The 24,917-nt window shown below is 60.9% G+C and carries 23 protein-coding genes; 13 read left to right on the top strand and 10 right to left on the bottom strand.

Going from position 1 to position 24,917, the window contains the following annotated elements; genetic code table 11:
* Position 1: 1 nt before the first annotated feature.
* Positions 2-1,318 carry a guanine deaminase gene (gene guaD, locus IFT99_RS00680; RefSeq protein ID WP_192130066.1) on the top strand — a complete coding sequence of 439 codons (1,317 nt, stop codon included), beginning with the start codon at positions 2-4 and terminating at the stop codon, positions 1,316-1,318.
* Between the two features lie 259 nt (positions 1,319-1,577).
* Here the strand turns inward: guaD and IFT99_RS00675 are convergent, their stop codons facing one another.
* Positions 1,578-2,342 carry a GntR family transcriptional regulator gene (locus IFT99_RS00675; RefSeq protein WP_192130065.1) on the bottom strand — a complete coding sequence of 255 codons (765 nt, stop codon included), beginning with the start codon at positions 2,340-2,342 and terminating at the stop codon, positions 1,578-1,580.
* A gap of 358 nt (positions 2,343-2,700) precedes the next feature.
* On the opposite strand from IFT99_RS00675, the gene IFT99_RS00670 reads away from it, so the two are divergent.
* Positions 2,701-4,047: an NCS2 family permease gene (locus tag IFT99_RS00670; protein WP_192130064.1), complete on the top strand. Its 1,347-nt coding sequence runs from the start codon at positions 2,701-2,703 to the stop codon at positions 4,045-4,047.
* A gap of 1 nt (position 4,048) precedes the next feature.
* On the opposite strand, the gene IFT99_RS00665 is transcribed toward IFT99_RS00670, so the two are convergent.
* The 4 genes from IFT99_RS00665 to uraH form a co-directional block, all read right to left on the bottom strand.
* A complete protein-coding gene (locus tag IFT99_RS00665; protein ID WP_192130063.1) occupies positions 4,049-5,638 on the bottom strand; it encodes a gamma-glutamyltransferase family protein in 1,590 nt (529 codons plus the stop codon).
* A 23-nt stretch (positions 5,639-5,661) separates the two neighbouring features.
* The gene (oxlT, locus tag IFT99_RS00660) at positions 5,662-6,933 is read right to left on the bottom strand and encodes an oxalate/formate MFS antiporter (protein ID WP_192130062.1); all 1,272 of its coding nucleotides are present in this window, start codon (positions 6,931-6,933) and stop codon (positions 5,662-5,664) included.
* A gap of 450 nt (positions 6,934-7,383) precedes the next feature.
* Positions 7,384-7,809: a DUF3830 family protein gene (locus IFT99_RS00655; protein ID WP_192130061.1), complete on the bottom strand. Its 426-nt coding sequence runs from the start codon at positions 7,807-7,809 to the stop codon at positions 7,384-7,386.
* Positions 7,810-7,859: 50 nt separating this feature from the next.
* Positions 7,860-8,213, bottom strand: a complete 354-nt coding sequence (uraH, locus tag IFT99_RS00650) for a hydroxyisourate hydrolase (RefSeq protein ID WP_192130060.1) — start codon at positions 8,211-8,213, stop codon at positions 7,860-7,862.
* Between the two features lie 384 nt (positions 8,214-8,597).
* On the opposite strand from uraH, the gene puuE reads away from it, so the two are divergent.
* From puuE to IFT99_RS00615, 7 genes are all read left to right on the top strand, one after another.
* Positions 8,598-9,524 carry an allantoinase PuuE gene (gene puuE / locus IFT99_RS00645; protein WP_192130059.1) on the top strand — a complete coding sequence of 309 codons (927 nt, stop codon included), beginning with the start codon at positions 8,598-8,600 and terminating at the stop codon, positions 9,522-9,524.
* Positions 9,521-10,036, top strand: a complete 516-nt coding sequence (gene uraD, locus IFT99_RS00640) for a 2-oxo-4-hydroxy-4-carboxy-5-ureidoimidazoline decarboxylase (protein WP_192130058.1) — start codon at positions 9,521-9,523, stop codon at positions 10,034-10,036. The genes puuE and uraD overlap by 4 nt, the downstream gene beginning before the upstream one ends.
* A 41-nt stretch (positions 10,037-10,077) precedes the next feature.
* Positions 10,078-11,073, top strand: coding sequence for an allantoicase (alc, locus tag IFT99_RS00635; RefSeq protein WP_192130057.1), 996 nt, complete (start codon positions 10,078-10,080; stop codon positions 11,071-11,073).
* A gap of 172 nt (positions 11,074-11,245) precedes the next feature.
* The gene (locus IFT99_RS00630) at positions 11,246-11,749 is read left to right on the top strand and encodes an ureidoglycolate lyase (protein ID WP_122622636.1); all 504 of its coding nucleotides are present in this window, start codon (positions 11,246-11,248) and stop codon (positions 11,747-11,749) included.
* Positions 11,750-11,796: 47 nt separating this feature from the next.
* Complete coding sequence (locus tag IFT99_RS00625; RefSeq protein WP_192130056.1) at positions 11,797-13,137, top strand: urate hydroxylase PuuD; 1,341 nt, start codon at positions 11,797-11,799, stop codon at positions 13,135-13,137.
* Between the two features lie 131 nt (positions 13,138-13,268).
* A complete protein-coding gene (locus IFT99_RS00620) occupies positions 13,269-14,624 on the top strand; it encodes a nucleobase:cation symporter-2 family protein (RefSeq protein ID WP_192130055.1) in 1,356 nt (451 codons plus the stop codon).
* Positions 14,625-14,982: 358 nt separating this feature from the next.
* Positions 14,983-15,771 carry a hypothetical protein gene (locus IFT99_RS00615; RefSeq protein WP_192130054.1) on the top strand — a complete coding sequence of 263 codons (789 nt, stop codon included), beginning with the start codon at positions 14,983-14,985 and terminating at the stop codon, positions 15,769-15,771.
* A gap of 131 nt (positions 15,772-15,902) precedes the next feature.
* On the opposite strand, the gene IFT99_RS00610 is transcribed toward IFT99_RS00615, so the two are convergent.
* Positions 15,903-16,127, bottom strand: coding sequence for a hypothetical protein (locus tag IFT99_RS00610; protein WP_065988731.1), 225 nt, complete (start codon positions 16,125-16,127; stop codon positions 15,903-15,905).
* 239 nt (positions 16,128-16,366) lie between these two features.
* On the opposite strand from IFT99_RS00610, the gene IFT99_RS00605 reads away from it, so the two are divergent.
* On the top strand, positions 16,367-16,975 hold the full coding sequence (locus IFT99_RS00605) for a TetR/AcrR family transcriptional regulator (protein ID WP_192130053.1): 609 nt from the start codon (positions 16,367-16,369) through the stop codon (positions 16,973-16,975).
* Positions 16,976-16,978: 3 nt separating this feature from the next.
* Here IFT99_RS00605 and IFT99_RS00600 read toward each other — a convergent pair whose 3' ends face one another.
* Positions 16,979-17,377, bottom strand: a complete 399-nt coding sequence (locus tag IFT99_RS00600) for a response regulator (RefSeq protein ID WP_065988733.1) — start codon at positions 17,375-17,377, stop codon at positions 16,979-16,981.
* A gap of 619 nt (positions 17,378-17,996) precedes the next feature.
* Here IFT99_RS00600 and IFT99_RS00595 point away from each other — a divergent pair.
* From IFT99_RS00595 to IFT99_RS00585, 3 genes are all read left to right on the top strand, one after another.
* The gene (locus IFT99_RS00595; RefSeq protein WP_192130052.1) at positions 17,997-19,628 is read left to right on the top strand and encodes a methyl-accepting chemotaxis protein; all 1,632 of its coding nucleotides are present in this window, start codon (positions 17,997-17,999) and stop codon (positions 19,626-19,628) included.
* Between the two features lie 207 nt (positions 19,629-19,835).
* A complete protein-coding gene (locus IFT99_RS00590; RefSeq protein WP_065988735.1) occupies positions 19,836-20,702 on the top strand; it encodes an ion transporter in 867 nt (288 codons plus the stop codon).
* Between the two features lie 134 nt (positions 20,703-20,836).
* Complete coding sequence (locus IFT99_RS00585) at positions 20,837-21,838, top strand: sulfate ABC transporter substrate-binding protein (protein ID WP_192130051.1); 1,002 nt, start codon at positions 20,837-20,839, stop codon at positions 21,836-21,838.
* Between the two features lie 908 nt (positions 21,839-22,746).
* Here the strand turns inward: IFT99_RS00585 and IFT99_RS00580 are convergent.
* The 3 genes from IFT99_RS00580 to IFT99_RS00570 are packed head-to-tail and all read right to left on the bottom strand — an operon-like array spanning position 22,747 to position 24,867.
* Positions 22,747-23,163: a hypothetical protein gene (locus IFT99_RS00580; RefSeq protein WP_192130050.1), complete on the bottom strand. Its 417-nt coding sequence runs from the start codon at positions 23,161-23,163 to the stop codon at positions 22,747-22,749.
* Positions 23,164-23,194: 31 nt separating this feature from the next.
* Positions 23,195-24,400, bottom strand: a complete 1,206-nt coding sequence (ccmI, locus tag IFT99_RS00575; RefSeq protein ID WP_192130049.1) for a c-type cytochrome biogenesis protein CcmI — start codon at positions 24,398-24,400, stop codon at positions 23,195-23,197.
* Positions 24,397-24,867, bottom strand: coding sequence for a cytochrome c-type biogenesis protein (locus IFT99_RS00570; RefSeq protein WP_065987328.1), 471 nt, complete (start codon positions 24,865-24,867; stop codon positions 24,397-24,399). Before IFT99_RS00570 ends, ccmI begins: the two co-directional genes overlap by 4 nt.
* Between the last annotated feature and the right edge of the window lie 50 nt (positions 24,868-24,917).

Genomic DNA, 24,917 nt, shown 5'->3' with positions numbered 1-24,917 from the left:
CATGACCACAGATATCAGCACCGCCAAAAAAGCCTACCGCGCCGCCATCATTCACAGTATCGCCGACCCTGCCGACGTAGCGGTGGAAGCGTCGTACGAATATTTCGAAGACGGCCTGATGGTGGTCGACAACGGCAAGATCATCGCCCTCGGCAATGCCGAAGACCTGTTGAAGACCCTCGCCAACGACGTCGAAATCGTCAGCTATCAGGACGCGCTGATCACCGCCGGTTTCATCGACACCCATATCCATTTGCCGCAGACCGGCATGGTCGGGTCCTACGGCGAGCAGTTACTCGACTGGCTGAACACCTACGTCTTTCCCTGCGAGAAGCAGTTCGAAGACCCTGAGCATTCGGCGCAGGTGGCTGACATCTTTCTCAAGGAACTGCTGCGCAACGGCACCACCACGGCACTGGTGTTCGGCAGTCGTCACAAGGAGTCGGTGGAGGCGCTGTTCAGTGCCGCCGAGAAGCTCAATCTGCGCCTGATCGCCGGCAAGGTGATGATGGACCGCAACGCGCCGGATTATCTGGTGGACACCGCTGAATCCAGCTACGTCGACAGCAAGGCGCTGATCGAGCGCTGGCATGGCAAGGGCCGTCTGCATTACGCCGTCACCCCGCGCTTCGCCCCGACCAGCACGCCCGAGCAATTGACCCTGGCCGGCCAGTTGCTGACCGAATACCCCGACCTGTACATGCAGACCCACATCAGTGAAAACCTGAAGGAAGTCGAGTGGGTCAAGGCGCTGTTCCCGGAGCGCAAGAACTACCTGGACGTGTACGACCATTTCAACCTGCTCGGCGAGCGCTCGATGTTCGCCCATGGCGTGCACCTGTGCGACCAAGAGTGTGAGCGCCTGGCAGAAACCGGGTCAGCCATTGCCTTCTGCCCGACCTCCAACCTGTTCCTCGGCAGTGGGCTGTTCAACTTGCCGATGGCGGAAAAGCACAAGGTCAATGTAGGACTCGGAACGGATGTCGGCGCCGGGACGAGCTTTTCGCTGCTGCACACGTTGAACGAGGCGTACAAAGTCATGCAGCTCCAAGGCGCCAAACTGAGTCCGTTCAAATCGCTGTATCTGGCGACACTGGGCGGCGCACGGGCGCTGCGGCTCGAAGACAAGATCGGCAATCTGCAGCCGGGCAGCGAAGCAGACTTCGTGGTGCTGGACTTCAACGCCACACCGCTGCTGGCCTACCGCATGAGTCAGGCGACCAGCATCGAAGAGCGGTTGTTTGTGCTGATGACCCTGGGGGATGACCGGACCGTGAGCGAAACGTATTCGGCGGGGGCGTTGGTGCATAGGCGTTGAGGCGATTCCGCAAACGGTAGGAGCGCTAGCCCGCGAATGCAGTGTGTCAGCCGACGTTGATTTCGCAGGCCCGACGCTTCGCGACCGTCGTAACCTCCGATTGCTCCTACAGGAGATCTGCGCTCGACGCGGATTTGGATGACAGCTGGAAACTGTAGGAGTGAGCTTGCTCGCGAAGGCGTTTTGTCAGTCAGCCTGGATGAGGCTGACCCACCGCATTCGTGAGCAAGGTGGAGCGCCACCCCGGTCACTGTCACATTCAGACTGCGGTGCTGCGCCCTGCTTTTTTCTTCGGCAGCATCAGGTGGGAGAACACGGCGTGGAGGTCGTCGGAGGCGCTGTCTTCGTCGAGGTTGAGCTTGCTGTCGATGTGATCCATGTGGTGCATCATCAGGTTCACCGCCAGGGTCGCGTCGCGGGCTTCGATGGCGTCGATCAGTTGGGTGTGTTCATCGTATGAGCAGTGCGAGCGGTTGCCGCTTTCGTACTGCGCGATGATCAGCGAGGTCTGCGAGACCAGACTGCGCTGGAAGCTGATGAGCGGAGCGTTTTTCGCCGCTTCCGCCAGCTTCAGATGGAATTCCCCCGACAGTCGAATCCCCGCCCCGCGATCCCCTTTGGAAAAACTGTCGCGCTCGTCGCTGACCATCTGGCGCAGCTCGCTGAGCTGTTCCGCGGTGGCGTGCTCGACCGCCAGTTCAGTGATCGCCTTCTCCACCAGACGCCTGGCGAAGAACACCTGTCGTGCCTCTTCGACGCTCGGGCTGGCCACCACCGCCCCACGGTTAGGGCGCAACAACACCACCCCCTCGTGGGCCAGTCGCGAGAGTGCGCGACGAATGATGGTGCGGCTGACGCCGAAGATTTCACCCAGGGCTTCTTCACTCAGTTTGGTGCCGGGCGCCAGGCGCTGTTCGAGAATCGCCTCGAAAATGTGCGCGTAGACGATGTCGTCCTGGGTGCCGGTACGGCCGGATTTGGCCGTGCGTGAGTGTTTCTTGAGGGGTTGCAGCTGATCGTTCATGGGCACTCGTGGTAACAGAATCCGGCGCGGGGCCTTGCCGTGATCAGGGCGGGTACGACCACTGTTGGAGCAACCAATAGCAGATATCCCGGCAAAGTCACAGTAAAAGTAATGGCGCATTGTACACAGCCGGCAACGTCTGCACAGGCCCCGAAACGGCGGGGCGTTATGCACACAATCCGCCAAATATCCCGAACAGCATCGAAAACATTATTTGCATTATTTGTATACAAAAGCATAATCCTCTCGTGCACGTTTCTGACCTTTCAGTCAACAAATCGGCCTGACAGGTCCACTCGCCTCCCAGAGCCCGCAACCGGCTTTGTCATAACAACAAAAACGTCCCGAGGATTTCACTGTGGAAAGTCGCAAAACCGAAGCCACGCCGCTGGATCTCACGCTGCCGCGCAAAGGCCTGCTTGAACGCCTCTTCAAACTGAGCCTGCACGGCACGACCGTCCGGACCGAGCTGCTGGCGGGGCTCACGACCTTCATCACCATGGCCTACATCATCTTCGTCAACCCCAACATCATGGCCGACGCCGGCATCGATCATGGCGCGGCGTTCGTCGCGACCTGCATCGCCGCGGCGCTGGGCTGCCTGCTGATGGGGCTGTACGCCAACTGGCCGGTGGGCCTGGCGCCGGGGATGGGCCTGAACGCGTTCTTCACCTACACCGTGGTCGGCACCATGGGTTACAGCTGGGAAACGGCATTGGGCGCGGTGTTCGTCTCGGGCGTGATCTTCATGTTCCTGACGCTGTCGCGGATCCGCGAATGGCTGCTCAACAGCATCCCGGTCAGCCTGCGCTACGCCATGGGCGCCGGGGTCGGTCTGTTTCTCGGGCTGATCGGCCTGAAGACCGCCGGCATCGTGGTCGACAGCCCGGCGACGCTGATCAGGCTCGGCTCGTTGCGCGAACCCGGTCCGCTGCTCGCCGCCATCTGCTTTCTGATGATCGCCGTGCTCAGTTACCACCGGATCTTCGGCGCGATCCTCATCAGCATCATCGCGGTGACGCTGGCCGGCTGGGGCCTGGGGCTGGTGCATTACAACGGCATCTTCTCCACCCCGCCGAGCCTGGCGCCGACCTGGATGGCCATGGACCTGGCGGGCGTGTTCAACGTCAGCATGATCAGCGTAGTGCTGGCGTTTCTGTTCGTGCACATGTTCGACACGGCCGGCACGCTCATGGGTGTGGCACAGCGCGCCGGTCTGGTGCGCGAAGACGGTCGCATCGAGAACCTCTCACGGGCCTTGAAGGCAGACAGCGCCTCCAGCGTGTTCGGCGCAATGGTCGGTGTGCCGCCAGTGACCAGCTACGTGGAGAGCGCCTCGGGCGTGGCGGCCGGGGGGCGGACGGGGCTGACCGCCGTGACCGTGGGCGTGCTGTTCGTGGCGGCGATGTTCTTCGCCCCGCTGGCTGGCATGATTCCCGCCTACGCGACGGCAGGGGCATTGATTTATGTGGCGATGTTGATGATGGGCGGCATGGCGCACATCGACTGGGACGAAGCCACCGACAGCATCCCGGCGATCGTCACGGCGATCATGATGCCGCTGACGTTCTCAGTCGCCGACGGCATCGCGCTGGGCTTTATCACTTACGTAGTGCTCAAAGCCGGCACCGGCAAACACAGGGAGATTTCGGTCAGCCTGTGGGCGCTGTGCGCGATCTTCATCGCCAAGTTTGTGTTTCTGTAAATCAATAGCCGGCGGCGGCGCCATTGCCACGCGGGTCGAAAGCGCCTTCAAAACTGCCATTGACCTGCCGCACCGCAGCCCCGGCATGCCCCATGGTTTCAGTGAAGGCCGCAAGCAACTCGACCTCGTGGCCACGGCGCTTGAGTTCATCGACAACGGGCGCCGGGAAACGCGACTCCAGTTTCAGGGTGTCCGACGTATCACCCCAGGTCCGCCCCAGTAACCAGCGCGGCGCCGTCACCGCCTGCTGCAATGGCTGACCAAACACCGCGTAGCGGCTGAACACCGCCGCCTGCGTTTGCGGCTGACCGTCTCCACCCATGGTGCCGTAGACCATGGCGCGGCCATCCTTCAAGCGGGCCGCCGCAGGGTTGAGGGTGTGGAACGGCTTCTTGCCCGGCTTCAAGACCAACAGGTGCTCAGGATCGAGACTGAACGAGGCGCCGCGGTTCTGCCAGTTCAAGCCCGAGCCCTGCAACACCACGCCGCTGCCGAATTCGTGGTAAATGCTCTGAATGAACGAAACCGCCAGCCCGTCGTTGTCGATCACCCCCATCCAGATCGTGTCGCCCGGCCCCTTGCCTTCACCCCACGGCGCGGCTTGCTGCGGATCAATGCGCGCGGCCAGCGCTTGCAGATTGTCCGGCGCCAGGCAGCTCTGTGGGTCAATAGTCATGTGCTCGGGGTCCGTTATGTGACCATCGCGCAGCGCGAATGCGAGCTTGGTCGCCTCCACCAGGGTATGAATATGGTCTGCCTCGTCCGCGGCATGTGAGGCCAAACCTGCGTGATCGGAAATCCCCAGGATCAGCTGCGAAACCAGCCCCTGGCTAGGGGGCGTCAGGTTGTAAACCGTGCCTGCGCTGTGGGTCAGCTCAAGGGGGCGCACACGCCTGGCCCGGTAGCCGGCCAGATCGGCGCGGGTCACCGGCGCGCCCAGAGCCTCCAGATCATGGGCAATGGAATCGGCAAGCGCCCCGCGATAGAAACTGTCGAGACCGTCGTCGGCCAATGATTGCAGCGTGTCCGCCAGACGCGGTTGCCGGAACAGACTGCCAGCTTGCGGTGCTGCGCCGTTCGGCAAAAATGTCTCTGCAAAACCCGGCACATGCTGCAGCTCAGCCTGCTTGGCAGAAGTGGCGACGTGTTGCGAGACGGTGGTGGGGATTCCAGACCGTGCATAGTGGATCGCGTCTTCGAGCAGGCGCGGCAAAGGAGTATGGCCATCCCGTTGCGCCGAAACGGCCAAGGCCTCCTGCCAGCCGCCTACGGTTCCCGCCACCGTCAGCGCCGCATCGACGCCACGGGTCGGGATCTTGCTCATGCCTTCGTAGCGGCTCAGGGTGGCCAGACTGCCAGCCGGACCGCTGGCGTCAATCGCCACCGGCTCGCCCTGAGCAGGCATGATGAGCCAGAAACCGTCGCCGCCCAGGCTGTTCATGTGTGGGTACACAACGGCGATCGTGGCGGCTGCCGCGACCATGGCCTCGATCGCGTTACCGCCCTCGCGCAATACCGCCAGCGCCGATTGTGCAGCGAGGCTGTGAGGCGCAACGGCAATGCCCCGAGCGGCCAGTGTGGTGTTCAACATGCGCAGATTCCTTGTTGTAAAAATTACAGAGCGTGTGCGGCAAGCCAGTTCATACGCATGCGTTTGAGCACGAAGAAGGCCAGCAGAGCGGTGACGATGTCAAAGCTGATGGCCACTGCGAATACCGGGTACCAGCTACTTGTGTACTGGTGCAGCAGCGCTGCAACCGGACCGCCAAACACCGCGCCAATCCCCTCCGCCATGTACAGAAAACCGTAGTTGGTGGTGGCGTGGCGGGTGCCGAAGGTATCGGTCAGGGTCGAAGGAAACAGCGAGAAGATTTCGCCCCAGCCCAAGAACACGACACCCGACAACAGCACGAACAGGACCGGATTATCACTGGTCAGCAACCACAGCGTCATGGCTACACCTTCAAACAGGAACGCGAACGCCATGGTGTTTTCACGGCCGAAACGGTCGGAAATCCAGCCGAACAATGGCCGGGTCAGGCCATTGCAGACTCGGTCGATGGTCAGGGCCAGTGGCAAGGCCGCCATGCCCATCACCATGACGGTGGTCATGCCGAAATCCTTGGCGAAGCTGGCCATCTGCGAAGTCACCATCAGACCGGACGTGGACATCATGGTGAACATGGCAAACATCAGCCAGAAGACTGGCGTCTTGAGCATCTCGCGGGGCGCGACATCCGAAACGGTCTGGGGCGTTTGCGCCACCGCCGCATCACGCAACAGTGCCGGTGGTTGACGCAAAAACCGCGAAGCGGCAAGCCCGACCACCCCCAGCACCAGGCCGAATGTCATCATGGTCTGTTCCATGCCAGCACTTTGCAGACTGTTGCTGATAGGAAACGTGGTGAGCATTGCGCCCATTCCATAGCCTGCGGCCACTGCGCCTGCCGCAAAACCGCGACGGTCCGGGAACCAGCGCACCATCAGACCGACAATTCCCACGTAGACAATCCCGGTACCCAGGCCACCCACCACGCCATAACTCAAGTACAGCATGCTCAGAGAGGAAGCCTGACTGGCCAGCACCCAACTAAGGCCGGACAACGTGCAACCCAGACCGACCAGCAGGCGAATGCCAAAACGATCGACCAGATAGCCCTGCACGGGGGAAAAGAATGTCTGCAGAATAATCAACAGGGAAAAGGTGATTTGCACTTGCGCCAGCGAAACACCAAGTTTATTGGTCAGCGGGCCGGTAAACAGCGTCCAGACATATTGAGGACTGGAAATCGCCATCATGCACACAACACCGATGACCAGTTGGTACCAACGGGCGGTCGCAACAGGCGTACGGGCGCCTTCAATAATGTATTGATCACTGCTCATGGCATTAGGCTCGAAGGTGGGTTTATCGAGTCAAAGCAAAGAGCAAACGGCATGCCAGCTACTTAAAGCGCCTCAACTTATCTGCGTATTAAAAACCAAACTTACGCCGGTCAAAATCTTTCGTCCGCGCCTTCGCCTTCCGGCTATTTATCCGAAATTCAATGTATATATAAGTCCAACTAAACAATGAGTGGAAAAGAACGTACGCGCCAAGCGCAGGCTTGTCTATCGCTAAAGGGACGGCGTATATCGCCTAACGGACACGCGCAAAATACGAGGTCACCTTATCGCCCGACGTCGGTGCAGCGACGCACGCCGCGCACCAGGCTGACCCGATTTACAACGGCGGCAACGGTATTGCCGGGCATGAGAAGAGCGGTCCGAACCCGGCCGCCCTCTTCATTCATAGCGCGCCGGGAATAGATCCAGCCGCCTTTGCGAGCGCGAATTTCACGCCCGCTCGAATACGATCTCTTGAGCCCCTTCCCATAACGTCTTCACGCCCAGGGCGCGCAAGTTTTCCTTGCCTTGCACGATGGTCAGAAAGTGATTGCCCGCCAGTTGCCCCATTTTGCTGGCAAAGCAGCAAGAGCCGTACGCCACGAGAATCTCGGTTTCGCTATAGGGGCCGGGGTAGAAAAAAATGTCACCCACGGAAGGATGGCTGGTGTGATTCTCGAAGCCGATGGGCTCCTCGCCCTTCAGAAGTTGATACTCACCCAATGGCACCCAGCATCCCTCGCCACTCCAACGCACGTGAATCAGCTTCTGACGATAAGGCAGCAATGCGAGAAACGCCGAGACAGTTTCCGGGGCATCGGGGTGAGTTTCGGCGAGAAACTGATACCCGCCTGCGGTGATTTTAAGAGTGGTCATGCAGCATTGTCTCCTCAATAGGCATGGCGATGATCCGAGGGGTGGCGCCCCTAGCTCCCGCGATAGGTCGAATAACTATAAGGCGAGATCAGCAGTGGCACGTGATAGTGGTCCTGCGCCGCATCAATGCCGAAGCGCAGCACGACCACATCAAGAAACGCGGGGTCGGGCAGTTGAACGCCTTTGGCGCGGTAGTAATCACCTGCGTGGAATTGCAACTGGTAGACGCCTGAACGGTAATCATCGCCCTGCAACAATGGCGCGTCGCATCGACCGTCGGCGTTAGTGACGGCGTCGGCGACTTTCTCCAGCCGTTCGCGTTCAACCCGGTAAAGCACGATGTGAATGGAGCTGCCGGGGCAGCCGTGAGCGGCGTCCAATACGTGTGTGGTCAGTCGTCCCATGCTTGTCGGGGCCTCGCTTGAGAAGTGGAAAATCAGGCACGCGCACCAATTGAGGGCTCGGCGGGTGCGGGGAATGAACGATTAAGACACTTTGAGCTTAAATTGTACACAATAGATATCGTTCCATAGCCCGTTTTGCTTGTCGCGTCTGGATAACCCATATTTCAGAGCCGAGTCAGGTAATTATTAGGGTTTTTGTAAAGATCCTGACCAATAAGGCAGGTTTCTTGCAGCGCCAGCCTTCGCAAGAAAAGAAAAAACAGGCTTACAAAAAGCGGACGAGGTTGTATACAATCTTTTCACCGCAACGGCAGTCCACTGCATCGTTCCTGCAATGTCAGACAGCCAACAGCAACAGACAACACGCACAGAAGGAATCTCGCAGTGAGCGCCGACTACCCACGCGACCTGATCGGTTACGGCAGTAAACCGCCCCATCCCCACTGGCCAGGCAACGCCCGTATCGCGCTGTCGTTCGTGCTCAATTACGAAGAAGGCGGCGAGCGCAACATTCTGCATGGCGACAAGGAATCCGAGGCGTTCCTCTCTGAGATGGTCGCCGCGCAACCGCTGCAGGGCCAGCGCAACATGAGCATGGAGTCGCTCTACGAGTACGGCAGCCGTGCCGGCGTGTGGCGCGTGCTCAAGCTGTTCAGGCAATTCGACATCCCGCTGACCATTTTCGCGGTGGCCATGGCCGCGCAGCGTCACCCGGACGTGATCCGCGCCATGGTCGACGCCGGCCATGAGATCTGCAGCCACGGCTATCGCTGGATCGACTACCAGAACATGGACGAGGCCCAGGAACGTGAGCACATGCTCGAAGCCATCCGCATCCTCACCGAACTCACCGGCGAGCGTCCGCTGGGGTGGTACACCGGGCGCACCGGACCGAACACCCGGCGGCTGGTGATGGAAGAAGGCGGTTTTCTCTACGACTGCGACACCTACGACGACGACCTGCCCTACTGGGAGCCGAACAACTCCACCGGCAAGCCGCATCTGGTGATCCCCTACACCCTGGACACCAACGACATGCGCTTCACCCAGGTGCAGGGTTTCAACAAGGGCGACGACTTCTTCGATTACCTGAAAGACGCTTTCGACGTGCTCTACGCCGAAGGGGTCGAAGCGCCGAAAATGCTTTCGATCGGCTTGCACTGCCGCTTGATTGGCCGCCCGGCCCGGCTGGCCGCGCTGCAGCGTTTTCTTGAGTACGTCAAAGGCCACGAGCAGGTCTGGTTCGCCCGTCGCGTGGAGATCGCGCGGCACTGGCACCAGGTTCACCCCTTCAACGGAGCTGCCAAATGAGCCGTTTTCAGACCCTGACGCCCTCTTCCTTCAGCCGCGAAGCCTTCGTCCAGACCTTCGCCGACATCTACGAACACTCGCCTTGGGTCGCCGAACAGGCCTATGACCGGGGCCATCTGCACGAACTCGATGATATCGAGACGCTGCATGCACGCATGAGCGACATCCTGTTGAGCGCCGATCACGCCGCGCAACTGGCGTTGATCAACGCCCACCCGGACCTTGCCGGCAAAGCCGCCGTGCAAGGCCAACTGACCGAAGCCAGCACCTCTGAACAGGCTGGCGCCGGTATCCACCAATGCACGGCCGAAGAGTTTCAGCGCTTCACCGAGCTGAACGACGCCTACAAGGCGACGTTTGCGTTCCCCTTCATCATGGCGGTGAAAGGCAGCAACCGGCATCAGATCCTCGCGGCCTTCGAGACGCGCATTCACAACACGGCAGACGCCGAGTTTGCCTGCGCCCTCGCCGAGATCAACAAGATCGCGATGTTCCGCCTGCAAGCCCTCTGACCGACCGTTCCCACGCCCCTTATCAAAGGCAGACAAAAAGAATGAAAGCTTACGCCGCACCCTTCGAGAAGTTCGTCAACCTGGCCGATGCGCGCCTGGGGACGAAGATCCTGTCCGTCACCGATGACTGGTTCGCCGACGCCAACCGCCTGTTCCAGCCGACCCCTGCGGTCTGGAAAGAAGGCGTGTTCGACGACAACGGCAAGTGGATGGACGGCTGGGAGTCGCGCCGCAAGCGCTTCGAAGGTTACGACAGTGCGGTGATCCGCCTGGGCGTCGCCGGTTCGATCAAAGGCGTGGACATCGACACGTCGTTCTTCACCGGTAACTACCCGCCATCGGCCTCCCTGGAAGCGTGCTTCCTGGCGTCGGGCGAGCCGGACGAGCACACCGTGTGGACCGAAGTGCTGCCGGCCGTGGAGCTCAAGGGCGACAGCCACCACTACCACGATATCGCGGACGCCAAGGCCTACAGCCACTTGCGTTTCAATATCTACCCGGACGGCGGCGTGGCGCGTCTGCGGGTGTACGGCGTGCCTCACCGGGACTGGTCGGCAGTAGGCGACAACGAGCAGATCGACCTGGTCGCGGCGCTGAATGGCGGCCGTGCCCTGGCCTGCTCCGACGAGCATTTCGGGCGCATGAGCAACATCCTCAACCCGGGACGTGGCGTGAACATGGGCGACGGCTGGGAAACCGCACGGCGCCGCACCCCTGGCAATGACTGGGTGATCGTGGCGCTGGGGCATGCCGGTGAGGTCGAGCAGATCGTCGTCGACACCCTGCACTTCAAGGGCAACTACCCGGACAGCTGCTCGATTCAGGCGGCGTTCGTCAAAGGCGGCACCGACAGCCAGATCGAAACCCAGAGCCTGTTCTGGCGCGAACTGCTGCCGAGCCAGAAGCTGGAAATGCACGCCGAACACACGTTCGTCGAGCAGATCAGGGCGCTGGGACCGATTACCCACATCCGCCTGAACGTGTTCCCGGATGGTGGCGTGAGCCGTTTGCGGGTGTTGGGCAAAGTCGCGAAATAAACGCTTGGCCCCTGATGACTGATGGTTCCCACGCTCCGCGTGGTAACCCCTTTGCGGACGCTCCGCGTCCAGGGTGACGCAGAGCGTCAGGGGATGCATTCCCACGCGGAGCGTGGGAACGATCAAAGACCACAGTGTTTTCATTTACGAATAACGAGAAAGAAGACCCCGCATGCGCACACTGATCATCGAGCCGTTGACCAAGGCAGCCTTCGCCCCGTTTGGCGATGTCATCGAAACCGACGGCAGCGATCATTTCATGATCAATAACGGCTCGACCATGCGCTTTCACCGTCTGGCCGAGGTTGAAACGGCCACGCCGGACGACAAGGCGATCATCAGCATCTTCCGTGCCGAGGCGCTGGACATGCCGTTGACTATCAGCATGCTGGAGCGCCATCCGCTGGGCAGCCAGGCCTTTATTCCGCTGCTCGGCCATCCTTTTCTGGTCGTGGTCGCGCCACTTGGCGATGCACCTGAACCCGAGTTGACCCGCGCCTTCATCACCAATGGCAGGCAGGGTGTTAATTACCATCGCGGCGTCTGGCACCACCCGGTGCTGACGATCGAAAAGCGGGATGACTTCCTGGTGGTTGATCGCAGTGGCAACGGCAATAACTGCGATGAGCATTTCTTCGAAGAGAGTCAGAAGATGGTTCTCGATCCCCAACTATAAGAAGGGTCTGACCACCCGCCAAGGGGTGGCAGGCAAAGGGTAAGACTGTGGCTGCACATCTGATGGAATGGCTGAATCTGGGCGTGCGCTGGATTCACATGATCGTCGGGATCGCCTGGATCGGCGCGTCCTTTTATTTTGTCTGGCTGGAGAACAACCTCAACCGCGCCAACCCCCGTGACGGTCTGTCGGGCGACCTCTGGGCGATTCACGGCGGCGGTATCTACCACCTGGAAAAGTACAAGCTGGCCCCGCCGACCATGCCGGACGACCTGCACTGGTTCAAATGGGAAGCCTACTGGACCTGGATGTCGGGCGTGGCGCTGCTGTGCATCGTGTTCTATGCCAACCCCACTCTTTACCTGCTGGCACCCGGCAGCACGCTGAGCGGCGGCGCAGGCATCGCCATCGGCGTCGGCTCATTGATCGCCAGCTGGACGATCTACGACATCCTCTGCGATTCACCGCTGGGCAAGCGCCCTGTCCTGCTGGGCCTGGTGCTGTTCGTGCTGGTCATCGCGGCCTGCTTCGGCTTCAGCCAGGTGTTCAGCGGGCGAGCAGCTTACCTGCACACGGGTGCGATCATCGGCACGATCATGGTCGGCAACGTGCTGCGCATTATCATGCCGGCCCAGCGCGCGCTGGTCGCCGCCATCGCCGAGAACCGCACGCCGGACCCGTCGCTGCCCGCCAAAGGCCTGCTGCGTTCGCGCCATAACAACTACTTCACCCTGCCGGTGCTGTTCATCATGATCAGCAACCACTTCCCGAGCACCTACGGCAGTCAGTACAACTGGCTGATCCTGGCCGGGATCGCGGTGTGTGCGGTGCTGGTCCGTCACTTTTTCAACACCCGCCACAACAGCCACAAATATGCCTGGGCCCTTCCGGTCGGCGCGTTGGGGATGATGTGTCTGGCGTACGTCACCGGCCCGGCGCAAACATCTCGCAGCCCGGACGTGGCGGCGAACATCCAGTACCAGCCGCTGCCGGGCACGGCCATCGGCGGTCATCGCGCCGACGAGCCGAAGCCCGAGGTCGCGCCAGCGCCTGTCGCCGCTGCGCCTGAAACTGTGCCTGCACCTGCCCCCGCTGCCGCGCAACCCGCGCAGGCCAGCAGCGGCGGTGTGGATTTCGAGAAAGTCCACAGCGTGATTCAGGAACGCTGCACCGTCTGCCACTCCGCCAAACCCACCAGCCCGCTGTTCAGCAGCGCGCCGGCCGGAATCATGTTCGACACGCCGCAACAGATCCAGCAACTCGCCCCGCGCATCCAGGCCCAGGCCGTGACCGCGCAGATCATGCCGCTGGGCAACATCACCCAGATGACCCAACAGGAACGTGACCTGTTGGGTCAATGGATCGATAAGGGGGCGCAGACGAACTAAGCAGCTGCAAGCTTCAAGCGGCAAGCCACAAGTCAGAAGCAGTACGCGATCGGCTTTAGCTTGAGGCTTGAAGCTTGTCGCCTCCACCGATTCAAAGCTTCAACCCTAAAATAAAAACAATGAGGTGTTGCATGTCCGAGTCAACTCACGCGCGCATCCCTGCCGCGCCGCCACGACAGCCCCTGCCCTTGCTGCAACTGATTCTGGTGGGCCTGCAACACGTCCTGTTGATGTACGGCGGTGCCGTTGCAGTGCCGCTGATCATCGGCCAGGCCGCCGGGCTTTCCCGGGAAGACATTGCCTTTCTGATCAACGCCGACCTGCTGGTCGCCGGCATTGCCACGGTGGTGCAATCGCTCGGCATCGGTCCGCTGGGGATTCGCATGCCGATCATGATGGGCGCCAGTTTCGCCGCTGTCGGCAGCATGGTGGCGATGGCCGGGATGAGCGGCGTCGGCCTGCCGGGGATCTTCGGCGCGACCATCGCGGCGGGCTTCTTCGGCATGCTGATCGCGCCGTTCATGTCGAAAATCGTGCGCTTCTTCCCGCCGCTGGTGACCGGCACCGTGATCACCTCCATCGGCCTGTCGCTGTTCCCGGTGGCGGTCAACTGGGCCGGCGGCGGCAGCAAGGCGGTGAGCTTCGGCGCCCCGGTGTACCTCGGCGTCGCCGCGCTGGTGTTGCTGACGATTCTGCTGATCAACCGCTTCATGCGCGGGTTCTGGGTGAACATCTCGGTGCTGATCGGCATGGGCCTGGGCTACATCCTCTCCGGCTTCATCGGCATGGTCGACCTCAGTGGACTGGGTCAGGCCGAATGGCTGAAAGTGGTCACGCCCCTGCACTTCGGCATGCCGCAATTCAGCCTCGCGCCGATCCTGTCGATGTGCCTGGTGGTGGTGATCATTTTCGTCGAATCCACGGGGATGTTCCTCGCCCTGGGCAAGATCACCGACCGCGACGTCACGCCCGGCATGCTGCGCCGGGGCCTGCTGTGCGATGCGGCCGCCTCATTTCTTGCGGGCTTTCTCAACACCTTCACCCACTCCTCGTTTGCGCAGAACATCGGCCTGGTGCAGATGACCGGTGTACGCTGCCGCTCGGTGACCATTGTCGCGGGCGGGTTTCTCATCGTGCTCAGCCTGCTGCCGAAAGCGGCCTATCTGGTGGCCTCGATTCCGCCTGCCGTATTGGGCGGCGCGGCCATTGCGATGTTCGGCATGGTCGCCGCCACCGGGATCAAGATCCTCCAGGAAGCGGACATCTCCGACCGGCGCAATCAGTTGCTGGTCGCGGTGAGCATCGGCATGGGCCTGATCCCGGTGGTGCGGCCGGAGTTCTTCAGCCAGCTGCCGCAGTGGATGGGCCCGATCACCCACAGCGGCATCGCTACGGCGACATTGAGCGCGGTGTTGCTGAACCTGCTGTTCAACGTGCTGGGCGGTGCCGAACGCGCGGCGATGGCCGGGCCGCTGCATCCACACTGAGGGGTTGCCCTGTTTTCGACGAGAGTGCGCTGTGACAGAGCACTTGAGCACCGCTGCGCGAGTCAGTATCCTCCGCCGCCGCTCGAATTCACCCCAATAACAACACTGCAACTGACCTGACTGGCCGGACAACTCTCCGATCAGCCCGTGCCTCTTCCAAACGGAATCGATAAAACGACCCATCGACTGTTCTTTAAACAGCCGGCGGGGCTTTTTCGTCTTTTTTCAAGGTGTTGGCTCAGCTCTTGCTATCCACTCGAAGCTGACCAAACAGACAACTTAGTCGATTAAAACCAAGGCGCCGTAACAGAGCGTCAGTTCGCAAAAAACCACGACGTCAATCCAAGGGAGTATTTACATGAACCGCACGCTTTCCAGCCTGATGGCCGCCAGCAGCCTGCTTGCCGCGGCGCCGGCCATGTCGGGTGATCTGCTGCAGTGGCAGAGCAACAGCCTGACTTATCTCTACGGCAAGAACTTCGCCGTGAACCCTGAGAACCAGCAGACGTTCACCTACGAACATGCCGATGGCTGGAAATACGGCGATAACTTCGTCTTCCTCGATTACATCAACTACAACGGCAAGAAAGACGGCAGCCTGGGCAACGCCTCGACGTACGGGGAGATCTCCCCTCGCCTGTCCATGGGCAAGATCTTCGATCAGAAGTTTCAGCTGGGGCCGATCACTGACGTGTTGTTGGCGACGACGTACGAGTTTGGCGAAGGGGATGTCGAGTCGTACCTGATCGGTCCGGGTTTTGACTTGAAAGTGCCTGGCTTTGATTACTTCCAGCTGAACTTCTACAAGCGTTACACCGACGGCCACCGCGCCGGTTACGGTGCCTGGCAGATTACCCCGGTCTGGTCCTACACGATCGCGGTGGGCAAGTCCGACATTCTCATCGACGGTTTCATGGACTGGGTCGTGGACAACAAACAGTCCAACAGCAAAGGCGATTACCACTCCAACCTGCACTTCAACCCGCAGATCAAATACGACCTGGGCAAGGCGCTCAATCTTCCGGACCGGCAGTTGTATGTGGGCGTCGAGTACGACTACTGGAGCAACAAGTACGGCATCAACGACACGCGCTCTTTCGACACCGATCAGAACACCGCCAGTTTGCTGGTAAAAGTATTCTTCTAACGAAGCGTTGATCTGCTGCCGATCGATGGTCGACGGGCAAGATCCTTGTCGACCTGAGGCGCAGCGGATCAGACACCAAAGGTCTCTGATCCGCCACTTTCAGCCGCTCCAGCCCTGCTGACAGCACCCCCTCAGGAGTGCCCTTCCCACGGCAGCGGCTTGCCCGCTCGCACCCTCGCGTTGAGTGAGCGCAACAGGTCGAGGGGATCACGGTCCTTCATCGCATGACTCTGCTCGTCGACCCAGGTCATGACCTGCTGCCGGTCGAGCGTTGGCCGGCGGTGCAGGATTTCCACCAGCTGTCGCTCGCAATGCTGGGCATACGCAACGACGCTGGAAAACAATGGGCTGTTCATGCTGCCGACACCTCGCCACCGAATACGCGTTCAGCCTTGATAAGGCGCCCGTTCTGTTACTGCCCTTCTGCTACTGCTCCCGATGCAACCCGCCACACAATACCACCGGCACGCCGTCGCGCCAGTGACAAAGCCGGTGGACAAAGGGGTTGTTGTTGCACAGCAGTGGCAATGTTGAGCCTGCTGCGAGGCCGGTGCTAACATTCGCCACCGCCGAGCAGGCAAGGACATACCGGTTTATGAGCAGCATCCGCGAGCGCAACAAAGAACTGATCCTGCGCGCAGCCAGTGAAGAATTTGCCGACAAAGGATTCGCCGCCAGCAAGACCAGCGACATCGCCGCCAAGGCGGGTGTGCCCAAGCCCAACGTCTATTACTACTTCAAATCGAAGGACAACCTGTACCGAGAGGTGCTCGAAAGCATCATCGAGCCGATCATGCAGGCGTCGACGCCATTCAATCGTGAGGGGGTGCCGGCTGAAGTGCTGACAAGCTACATCCGCTCGAAGATCCGCATCTCCCGCGACCTGCCTTTCGCTTCCAAAGTGTTCGCCAGCGAGATCATGCACGGCGCGCCACATCTGACGCCCGAGCAGGTTGACCAGTTGAATGGTCAGGCCAGGCACAATATCGAGTGCATCCAGGGCTGGATCGATGACGGCCTGATCGCACCTATCGACCCCCATCATCTGATGTTCAGCATCTGGGCGGCGACCCAGACCTACGCCGATTTCGACTGGCAGATCTCAACAGTGACGGGCAAAGCGACCCTGGACGACGCTGATTACGAAGCGGCCGCCCAGACCATCATCCGGCTGGTGCTCAAAGGGTGTGAGCCGGACCGCTGAGGGTCACAGGCTTTCGTGCTTGTCGTAGCCCAAGGCCTTGTTAACGCCTTGTAAAAGCTGGCCGAAACTCCAGGGCTTGCGAATGAACACGACCGGGTGCACGACGCCAGAACTCTCGGGGGTCTCGTGACCTGACATGATCAGGATCGGGATGTGGGGATACTTGTTGCCCGACAGGTTCGCCAGATCGGCACCGTTCAACTGACCCGGCATGAGGATATCGGTGAGAAGGAGCGCCACGTCGTCGGAGTTGCTCTCGAGGTACGTCGCAGCCTCGTCGGCAGTCTCCAGCGCATAGGTCATAAAATCTTCGTCCTCGAGGATTTCGCAAACAAACTCGCGAATGATTTGCTCGTCCTCAACCACCAGAATGAGTCTCTTGTTCGGTACGTCTGCTGCCATTTGCGCCACATCCACAATAATTATTTCCCATGCCTGCCCGGCCGGCCCTGTCCTGGACTCGGGTGTAGTCCGTACTGTGAGCGGCGCGAGCGCAGGAAATTCCATCGGGAAGCAACATTTGGTCGAAACGCTGTACAGATTCGGTAAATGAATGGGTACAAAAGGGCGTTCGCCAAATCGCGGGCAATAAAAAACCCGCCGAAGCGGGTTTGTGCAACACCGTCCAACTTCCTGTTGGCCGCCAATGCCTGGCAACGGTCGATCATCCTTGATCCTGCAGCGGTCCGTTGCTGCAGTTGATGGATCCAATGTACCGCGCCGAAGTGTTTCTACCTAGAGCCAAGTTCCTCAGCTCGTGTAAGCCTTTCGCTATACCTGTATCGGATCTGACGTTAGGCGAAGGCATTTCTTACAGCTTATTTGGCTTTGATAACTACCATTGCAGATATATCCCTGCACCGCTCTCACGTTTGTCACAAACAAGCCGAGACGCTTAATGACACCGCGTCTTCTCTCTGTCGTTTGACGGTCATCGATCCGGTGTGCCGCAACCGGTTTGACTGGCGCGCTGCCCAGGACGCCAGACCCATAAAAAGAACAAAGAAACGGAGTGACGATCATGAACATGCGCAATCTTTCCATCAGCCGGCGCTTGTGGTTGATTCTCATCATCGCGGTGGTGATGTTGTTTACGCTGGCAGCGGCGATGCTCAAGCAGATCCATGACGATCTGTACGAAGCCAAAACCGTCAAGACCATGCACGTGGTGCAGACCGCCAGTGGCCTGCTTGATTACTACCATGGCCTGGAAACCGCCGGCACCCTGACCCGCGAGCAGGCGCAGCAGCAGGCCATGGATGCCATTCGCGGGCTGCGCTATAACCAGACCGACTACTTCTGGATCAATGACTTGCGCCCGGTGATGATCATGCACCCGGCCAATCCCAAGCTGGTGGGCCAGGACCTGTCCGGCATCAAAGACCCGGACGGTTTCCAGGTCTTCAACGAGATGGTCACCCTGGCCAAGGCCAAAGGCGCGGGCATGGTCAACTATCGCTGGCCCAAGCCCGGCGCCACTGACGCAGTCGGCAAGACCTCCTACATCTCGCTGTTCGCGCCGTGGGGCTGGATCATCGGCTCAGGCGTTTACATCGATGACGTGCAGGGCGAGTTCTACAAGCAAGTGGTCAAGGCACTGTCGATCAGTGCCGGCATTTTTCTGGTCATGGCGCTGCTGTTGATTCTGATCGCACGCAGCATCGCCGGCCCGCTCAAGGCCACGGTCGAAGCGATGGCCAATATCGCCAGCGGCGAAAGCGACCTGACCCGCACCCTGGAAACCCAGGGCAACGACGAAGTCACGCAGCTGGCCCGGCACTTCAATGCGTTCACCGCCAAACTGCGGCGGGTGGTCAGCGAGCTGCAGTCGTCTGCGGTCGGTCTCGGCCAGGCATCCAGTGAGCTGGGCAGCAATGCCATCCAGGCCCAGGAGCGCAGCCAGCAGCAGTCGTTGCAGATGGAACAGGTGGCGACGGCGGTCAATGAGGTCACTTATGGCGTGCAGGACGTGGCAAAGAACGCCGAGCACGCCGCCAGCGAGATGCGCAACGCCGAGTCCCAGGCGCAGCAAGGCCAGGCCAATATTGACAGCAGCCTGAAGCAGATCGGGCACCTGTCCGGCACCATCGATCAGGCTGTGGAAGTGATTCGCACGCTGGCCAGCGAAAGCACGCAGATCGGCGGGGTGCTGGAGGTGATCAGTTCGATCGCCGAGCAAACCAACCTGCTGGCGCTCAACGCCGCCATCGAAGCCGCCCGCGCCGGTGATCAGGGCCGAGGCTTCGCCGTGGTCGCAGACGAAGTCCGCCTGCTGGCCCAGCGCACGCAGAAATCCACGGCGGAGATTCAGGCGATGATCGAGCGCCTGCAAGCCCATTCGGACGCTGCAGTGAAAGTGATCGCTGACAGCAGTCGTTCGTCGCAGCTGACCATCGAACAGGCCAACCTGGCCGGCCAGAGCCTGACGTCGATCAGCCAGGCACTGCGCAACCTCAACGGCCTCAACGCCTCGATCGCCAGCGCCACCCTTGAGCAATCCCACGTGGTGGAAGACATCAACCAGAACGTCACCCAGGCCGCACAACTCTCCCAGAGCACGGCGGTGGCGGCGGAACAGTCCAGCGCGGCGAGCAACCAGCTCAAGGGGTTGAGTGAGCAGTTGAATGGGTTGTTGAAGCAGTTTCGGGTTTAAGCGACTGACGCCTTCCCGGCTAAAGCCGGTCCTACAGGGGTCGTACTAGCCAGTGCCATCGGATGTACGCAATGCTCTGCGTAGGACTGGCTTTAGCCGGGAAGAGGCCCGTTTTGACGCCATCAGATGTGCGGTGCGGCGCCTCACAGGTTGCGCTCCTGAGCGCTTTGTCCCACGCTCTGCCGACCTTGCACGCGGAACGACCCCATGGACAGCAACATCAGCTGGCGCGAACAGCTACGCATCATCGTTTTTCAAAGTGACACCAAACCCGGCCGACGCTTCGACAAGATTCTGCTGGTGCTCATCCTCTGCAGCTTGCTCGTGGCGATCATCGACAGCATCGAGGCCGTGCACCGCAATTACGCCGCGCCATTGGCCTGGGTCGAGTGGACCTTCACCTTCATCTTCGCGGTCGAGTACCTGGTGCGCCTGTACTGCTCGCCCAAACCCCTCAAATACGCGTTCAGCTTCTACGGCCTGATCGACCTGCTGGCGATCGTGCCGGGCATTCTGGCGATCTATTACAGCGACGCGCAGTACCTGCTGATCGTGCGCGTGGTGCGCATGCTGCGGATCTTCCGGGTGCTCAAGCTCAGCCCGTATCTGAAACAAGCCAACTACCTGCTCGCCGCCCTGCGTGGCAGCAAACAGAAGATCATCGTGTTTCTCGCCACCGTGTCGACGCTGGTGACGGTGTTCGGCACCTTGATGTACGTCGTCGAAGGCCCGGAGCACGGCTTTACCAGCATTCCCAAGGGCATCTACTGGGCGATCGTCACCCTGACCACGGTGGGCTTTGGCGACATCGTGCCGAGAACACCGATCGGGCAGATCCTCTCGTCGCTGGTGATGATCACCGGTTACTCGATCATCGCCGTGCCGACCGGGATTTTCACCGCCGAACTGGCCAATGCCATGCGCGGCGATCAGCTGCAGCACGACTGCCCGGTCTGCGCCAAGAACGCCCATGAGCCTAACGCGGCGTTCTGTTCGCGCTGCGGCAATGCGCTGTTCCCCAAGCTCGGCGCGATCGCTGGACCGGCCAATGCAGAACCCGACATAAGCACATGAGTTTTTGATCTATTGGGGGGCTGGCGACTTTGGTTATAGTCGCCAGCCATTGGCCCTCTCGTCTGGTTCTAACAACGGCTCTTTCAAGAGCGAATCGATAAACGCCTCATGCTCAACGCCACAAGGAATCCACAGTGAAAAAGATCTTCGCCGCTTCCCTGCTCGCCGCAGGACTGGCGCTGGGCAGCGCTGCACAGGCCGCCGCGCCATCGCTGCTCAACGTTTCGTACGACGTGATGCGCGATTTCTACAAGGACTACAACGCAGCCTTCCAGAAGCACTGGAATGCCGAGCATCAGGAAAGCCCGACGATTCAGATGTCCTTTGGCGGGTCGAGCAAACAGGCGCGTTCGGTGATCGACGGACTGCCGGCCGATGTCATCACCATGAACATGGCCACTGACATCAACGCGCTGGCCGACAACGGCGAGCTCGTGCCCATGGACTGGGTCACTCGCCTCCCGAACAACAGCGCGCCGTTTACCTCGGCCACGGTGTTCATCGTGCGCAAGGGCAACCCGAAGGCGTTGAAGGACTGGCCGGACCTGGTCAAGGAGGGCGTTGAAGTCGTGGTGCCCAACCCGAAAACCTCCGGCAACGGCCGCTACACCTACCTGTCGGCGTGGGGCTATACGCTGAAGAAGGGTGGCGATGAAACGGCGGCCAAGAAGTTCGTCGGCGAGTTGTTCAGCCATGTGCCCGTCCTCGACACCGGTGGCCGTGGCGCGACCACCACGTTCATGACCAACCACATCGGCGACGTGCTGGTGACCTTCGAAAACGAAGCGGAGATGATCGCCCGCGAATTTGGTCGCGATCAGTTCGAAGTGGTCTACCCGAGCGTCTCCGCTGAAGCTGAGCCGCCTGTGAGCGTGGTGGACAAGGTGGTCGACAAGAAAGGCACCCGCGCGGTGGCCGAGGAATACCTCAAGTACCTGTGGTCGCCAGAAGGCCAGGAAATCGCGGCCAACAATTACCTGCGCCCACGGGACCCGGCAGTGCTGGCCAAATACACCGACCGCTTCCCGAAAGTGGATTTCCTGTCAGTGGAAAAAACCTTCGGCGACTGGCGCACCGTGCAGAAGACCCACTTCAACGATGGTGGGGTGTTTGATCAGATCTACCCGGCGAAATAAAGCCCCCGGCTTAGTACGCCAAGATCAAGAGCGTCTGCCTAGGGGCAGACCGTTTCGCCTTCGGCGAGTTACTTGATAAAGCCCCAAGTAACCAAGGGCTTTTGCTCCTGGTTGGGCCCCTCGTTCCTCGGGGTTCCTTCACTCCGGTCTTGCTCCGTGGGCCCGCGCCGAACGGACATCCATGTCCTGACGGCGCTCTCGCCGCATCCATGCGGCTCGGCCCACTGCGCAAAACCTGCGTTCAGCCTGCACCCAAGTCGCGATGGGTGTCGTCTGGGCGTTAGGTGTTTGAAGATCAAGATCAAAAACAGATCAAGGGCTTCCCGGCTGAAGCCGGTCCTACGAGTGCGCGGTGTTCCGGTGATCTTTGATCGTTCCCCCGCTCCGCGTGGGAATGCATCCCGTGACGCTCCGCGTCACCTCCCCAGGCCTTGATGCGCGTCGGATGCGGGACGCGGAGCGTCCGGGGCGGCGTTACCACGCAGAGCGTGGGAACAATCAGAATTGATGGTGAGCAACCCGGCCTCTTCCCGGCTGAAGCCGGTCCCACTAACAGACCTCGCACGTCCGTAGGAGCGGCTTCAGCCAGGAAGCTTTTGATCTGCTTTTGATCTTCATACGCAAAAGGCTCAAACACCGCCAAACGCGACTTTGGTGCAGGCCGAGCGCAGACGACGCGCAGTGGGCCGAGCCGCATGGATGCGGCGAGAGCGCCGTCAGGACATGGATGTCCGTTCGGCGCGGGACCACGGAGCGTCGTCGGAGTGAGGGTACCCTGACGAAGGAAGGGCCCAACCGAGAGCAGGCACTTTTGGTTACTTTTAGTGCTTTTTAAAAGTAACTCGCCGAAGGCGAAACAGTCTGCCCCCAGGCAGACGCTCTTGATCTTGACCTCGCCGAACCAGGCCTTAATTCCCGAATTGCTTGCTCAACCCCGGCGGCACGCCACTGGGATCGGTCTCCTGCCAAGGCCCGCTGGGCGAAGTCGACCAGGTCCAGCCATCATTCCAGCGGTAGTACGTGCGCTGGCGATAGAACGTGTTCGGCACGTTATCCAGCACATGCACACCCAGACGCGCATCCCAGTGGCTGTTACCACCCGGCGGCGGCGCGAAGTGCGAAGAGGTTTTCGGGCCGGGCGCAGGGATCGGCGTCGACGGCGGTGTCTGCGGCGCAGTGCGCGGGGTGCCGGGCTGCGGCGTCGGCGACGGACCGGGAACGGTCGGGATCGGTTCGGAACTCTGCGGCCCTGGATGCTGCACCGCACAGGCTGCGGTCAATCCCACCACCAGACTCAACAAGGCAAAACGGGCGACGCGATACATAAGGGCTCTCTACTCGCTGCGTTAACGGAGGTTACTGATCAGGGCTGTCGATGGTCAGGGTCTGCAGCGCCGTCACATTGCTCGGCAATGGCTGGCTGCGGCCGATCCATTCGCCCGCCGTAGGTTGACCGGCGCGGGACACCCGGGCCACGAGTTGGACTTCGGCAAAGTTCGACAGTTTCAGCTGCGGCATCATCGCGTCGGCGTCGCTCAGCTCGACCTCCACCGGCAAGTCGGCCACTGTCACGCGCTTGACCGCCAGCGGCGCCGGCGGGCCTGACACCGCACGGGCGAACACAAACACCGTGTCGTCCGGCTGGACCTTGGCTTTCAACGCCTCAGACAGCGTGACACGCACCTTCATGCGTGCGGCCTGCACCGCCAACGGCTGGGTGTCTTCCAGCTTGCCGCCGCTTTGCACGAGCTTGTCACGGGCGCGTTTGATCCCGCCTTCCAGCGCCCCACGGGAGGGATCGTCCGGCGGCAACACGGCCAGCAAACGCGTCCAGTAACTGACTGCCTGATCAAACTGCTGGCTTTCAAACGCGTTGATGCCCATCAAGCCCAGGCTGGTGACTTCCTTGGGATTGAGCTTCAGCGCTTCTTCGGCAATCCCCTGAATCTGCGGGCTCCAGGCCTTGTTGCCAGCGAAATACAGCGCCTGAGCCCATTGCCCCAGCAGTTCGGGCTGACGGCCGGCCAGCTTGGCCGCGCGCTCGAACATCCGCGCGGCATCGGCCGGGCGATCCTGGGCCATGTAGGTCCGCGCAAGGAAGTACGCGCTCTCGGCGGAATCCGGCTGCGCCTTGACCGCACGCTCCAGCCGCTCGGTCATCTGCGCCAGCGAACCCGGCGGCTGGGAGAACTCTCGGGTCAGCTCGACCTTGTCCGATGCGCCGAAATGCAGATACAGGCCCAACGCCAATACCGGGACCAGAATCGCGGCGAGCAGCGGCAGCGGCTTGCCCAGGCGCGAAACCCGCTCGCCCTCCACGCCTTCGGTGTCGGCGAGCAATTCACGGGCAGCCTCGGCACGAACGCCGTCCAGTTGCGCCACCGAGAGCACGCCCTCCTCCTGCTGCGCTTGCAGCTCGGCGATGCGCTCCTGATACAAGGCGACGTTGAGGGCGGTGCGATCTTCTTCAGTTTGTACGCGGCGGCCGCGCACCACCGGGATCAGCAGAAAACTCAGGGCCACCAGCAACAGCAGGCCGGCGGCCATCCAGAAATCGATCATTCGCGGTTTTTATCCAGCAAGTGGGCGAGGCGCTGACGCTCCTCGTCGGAAAGCACATCGGCGTCTTCGCGGCCTGAGCGACGGCGGCGCACGACGATCACACCAATCAACACCGCGCCAACCGCCAGCAGCCCGGCCGGGCCGAACCAGAGGAGCCAGGTGTGGGCATTGAGCTCGGGCTTGTAGCGCACGAACTCGCCATAGCGATCGACCATGAAATCGATGATCTGCTGATTGCTCCGGCCTTCGCCGAGCATGCGGTAGATCTCTTTGCGCAGGTCTGCGGCGATGGGCGCATTGGAATCGGCGATGTCCTGATTCTGGCATTTCGGGCAGCGCAGCTCGCGAGTCAGCTCGGTATAGCGGGCACGCTCGGCGTCGTCCTTGAAGGTGTAGGCATCAATCGCCGCCTGAGCAACACCTGCAAAACCGAGCGCCAACACCGCAGCAGCAGCCCATCGCCGCACTCCCTTGAGGAGCAAGCCAGCAGACACACCGCCGAACCCCTGTGGGAGCG

Source organism: Pseudomonas sp. CFBP 8772 (assembly GCF_014841665.1).
Lineage (GTDB): Bacteria > Pseudomonadota > Gammaproteobacteria > Pseudomonadales > Pseudomonadaceae > Aquipseudomonas > Aquipseudomonas graminis_B.
The sequence above is the reverse complement of the archived record's forward strand: the minus strand, read 5'-3'. Positions and strand labels throughout refer to the sequence as shown.

Excerpts from the sequence above, each read along its gene's own strand:
- guaD (WP_192130066.1), top strand. The coding sequence starts at position 2 with ATGACCACAGATATCAGCACCGCCAAAAAAGCCTACCGCGCCGCCATC.
- IFT99_RS00675 (WP_192130065.1), bottom strand. The coding sequence starts at position 2,342 with ATGAACGATCAGCTGCAACCCCTCAAGAAACACTCACGCACGGCCAAA.
- IFT99_RS00665 (WP_192130063.1), bottom strand. The coding sequence starts at position 5,638 with ATGTTGAACACCACACTGGCCGCTCGGGGCATTGCCGTTGCGCCTCAC.
- oxlT (WP_192130062.1), bottom strand. The coding sequence starts at position 6,933 with ATGAGCAGTGATCAATACATTATTGAAGGCGCCCGTACGCCTGTTGCG.
- IFT99_RS00655 (WP_192130061.1), bottom strand. The coding sequence starts at position 7,809 with ATGACCACTCTTAAAATCACCGCAGGCGGGTATCAGTTTCTCGCCGAA.
- uraH (WP_192130060.1), bottom strand. The coding sequence starts at position 8,213 with ATGGGACGACTGACCACACACGTATTGGACGCCGCTCACGGCTGCCCC.
- uraD (WP_192130058.1), top strand. The coding sequence starts at position 9,521 with ATGAGCCGTTTTCAGACCCTGACGCCCTCTTCCTTCAGCCGCGAAGCC.
- alc (WP_192130057.1), top strand. The coding sequence starts at position 10,078 with ATGAAAGCTTACGCCGCACCCTTCGAGAAGTTCGTCAACCTGGCCGAT.
- IFT99_RS00630 (WP_122622636.1), top strand. The coding sequence starts at position 11,246 with ATGCGCACACTGATCATCGAGCCGTTGACCAAGGCAGCCTTCGCCCCG.
- IFT99_RS00620 (WP_192130055.1), top strand. The coding sequence starts at position 13,269 with ATGTCCGAGTCAACTCACGCGCGCATCCCTGCCGCGCCGCCACGACAG.
- IFT99_RS00615 (WP_192130054.1), top strand. The coding sequence starts at position 14,983 with ATGAACCGCACGCTTTCCAGCCTGATGGCCGCCAGCAGCCTGCTTGCC.
- IFT99_RS00610 (WP_065988731.1), bottom strand. The coding sequence starts at position 16,127 with ATGAACAGCCCATTGTTTTCCAGCGTCGTTGCGTATGCCCAGCATTGC.
- IFT99_RS00605 (WP_192130053.1), top strand. The coding sequence starts at position 16,367 with ATGAGCAGCATCCGCGAGCGCAACAAAGAACTGATCCTGCGCGCAGCC.
- IFT99_RS00600 (WP_065988733.1), bottom strand. The coding sequence starts at position 17,377 with ATGGCAGCAGACGTACCGAACAAGAGACTCATTCTGGTGGTTGAGGAC.
- IFT99_RS00595 (WP_192130052.1), top strand. The coding sequence starts at position 17,997 with ATGAACATGCGCAATCTTTCCATCAGCCGGCGCTTGTGGTTGATTCTC.
- IFT99_RS00590 (WP_065988735.1), top strand. The coding sequence starts at position 19,836 with ATGGACAGCAACATCAGCTGGCGCGAACAGCTACGCATCATCGTTTTT.
- IFT99_RS00580 (WP_192130050.1), bottom strand. The coding sequence starts at position 23,163 with ATGTATCGCGTCGCCCGTTTTGCCTTGTTGAGTCTGGTGGTGGGATTG.
- ccmI (WP_192130049.1), bottom strand. The coding sequence starts at position 24,400 with ATGATCGATTTCTGGATGGCCGCCGGCCTGCTGTTGCTGGTGGCCCTG.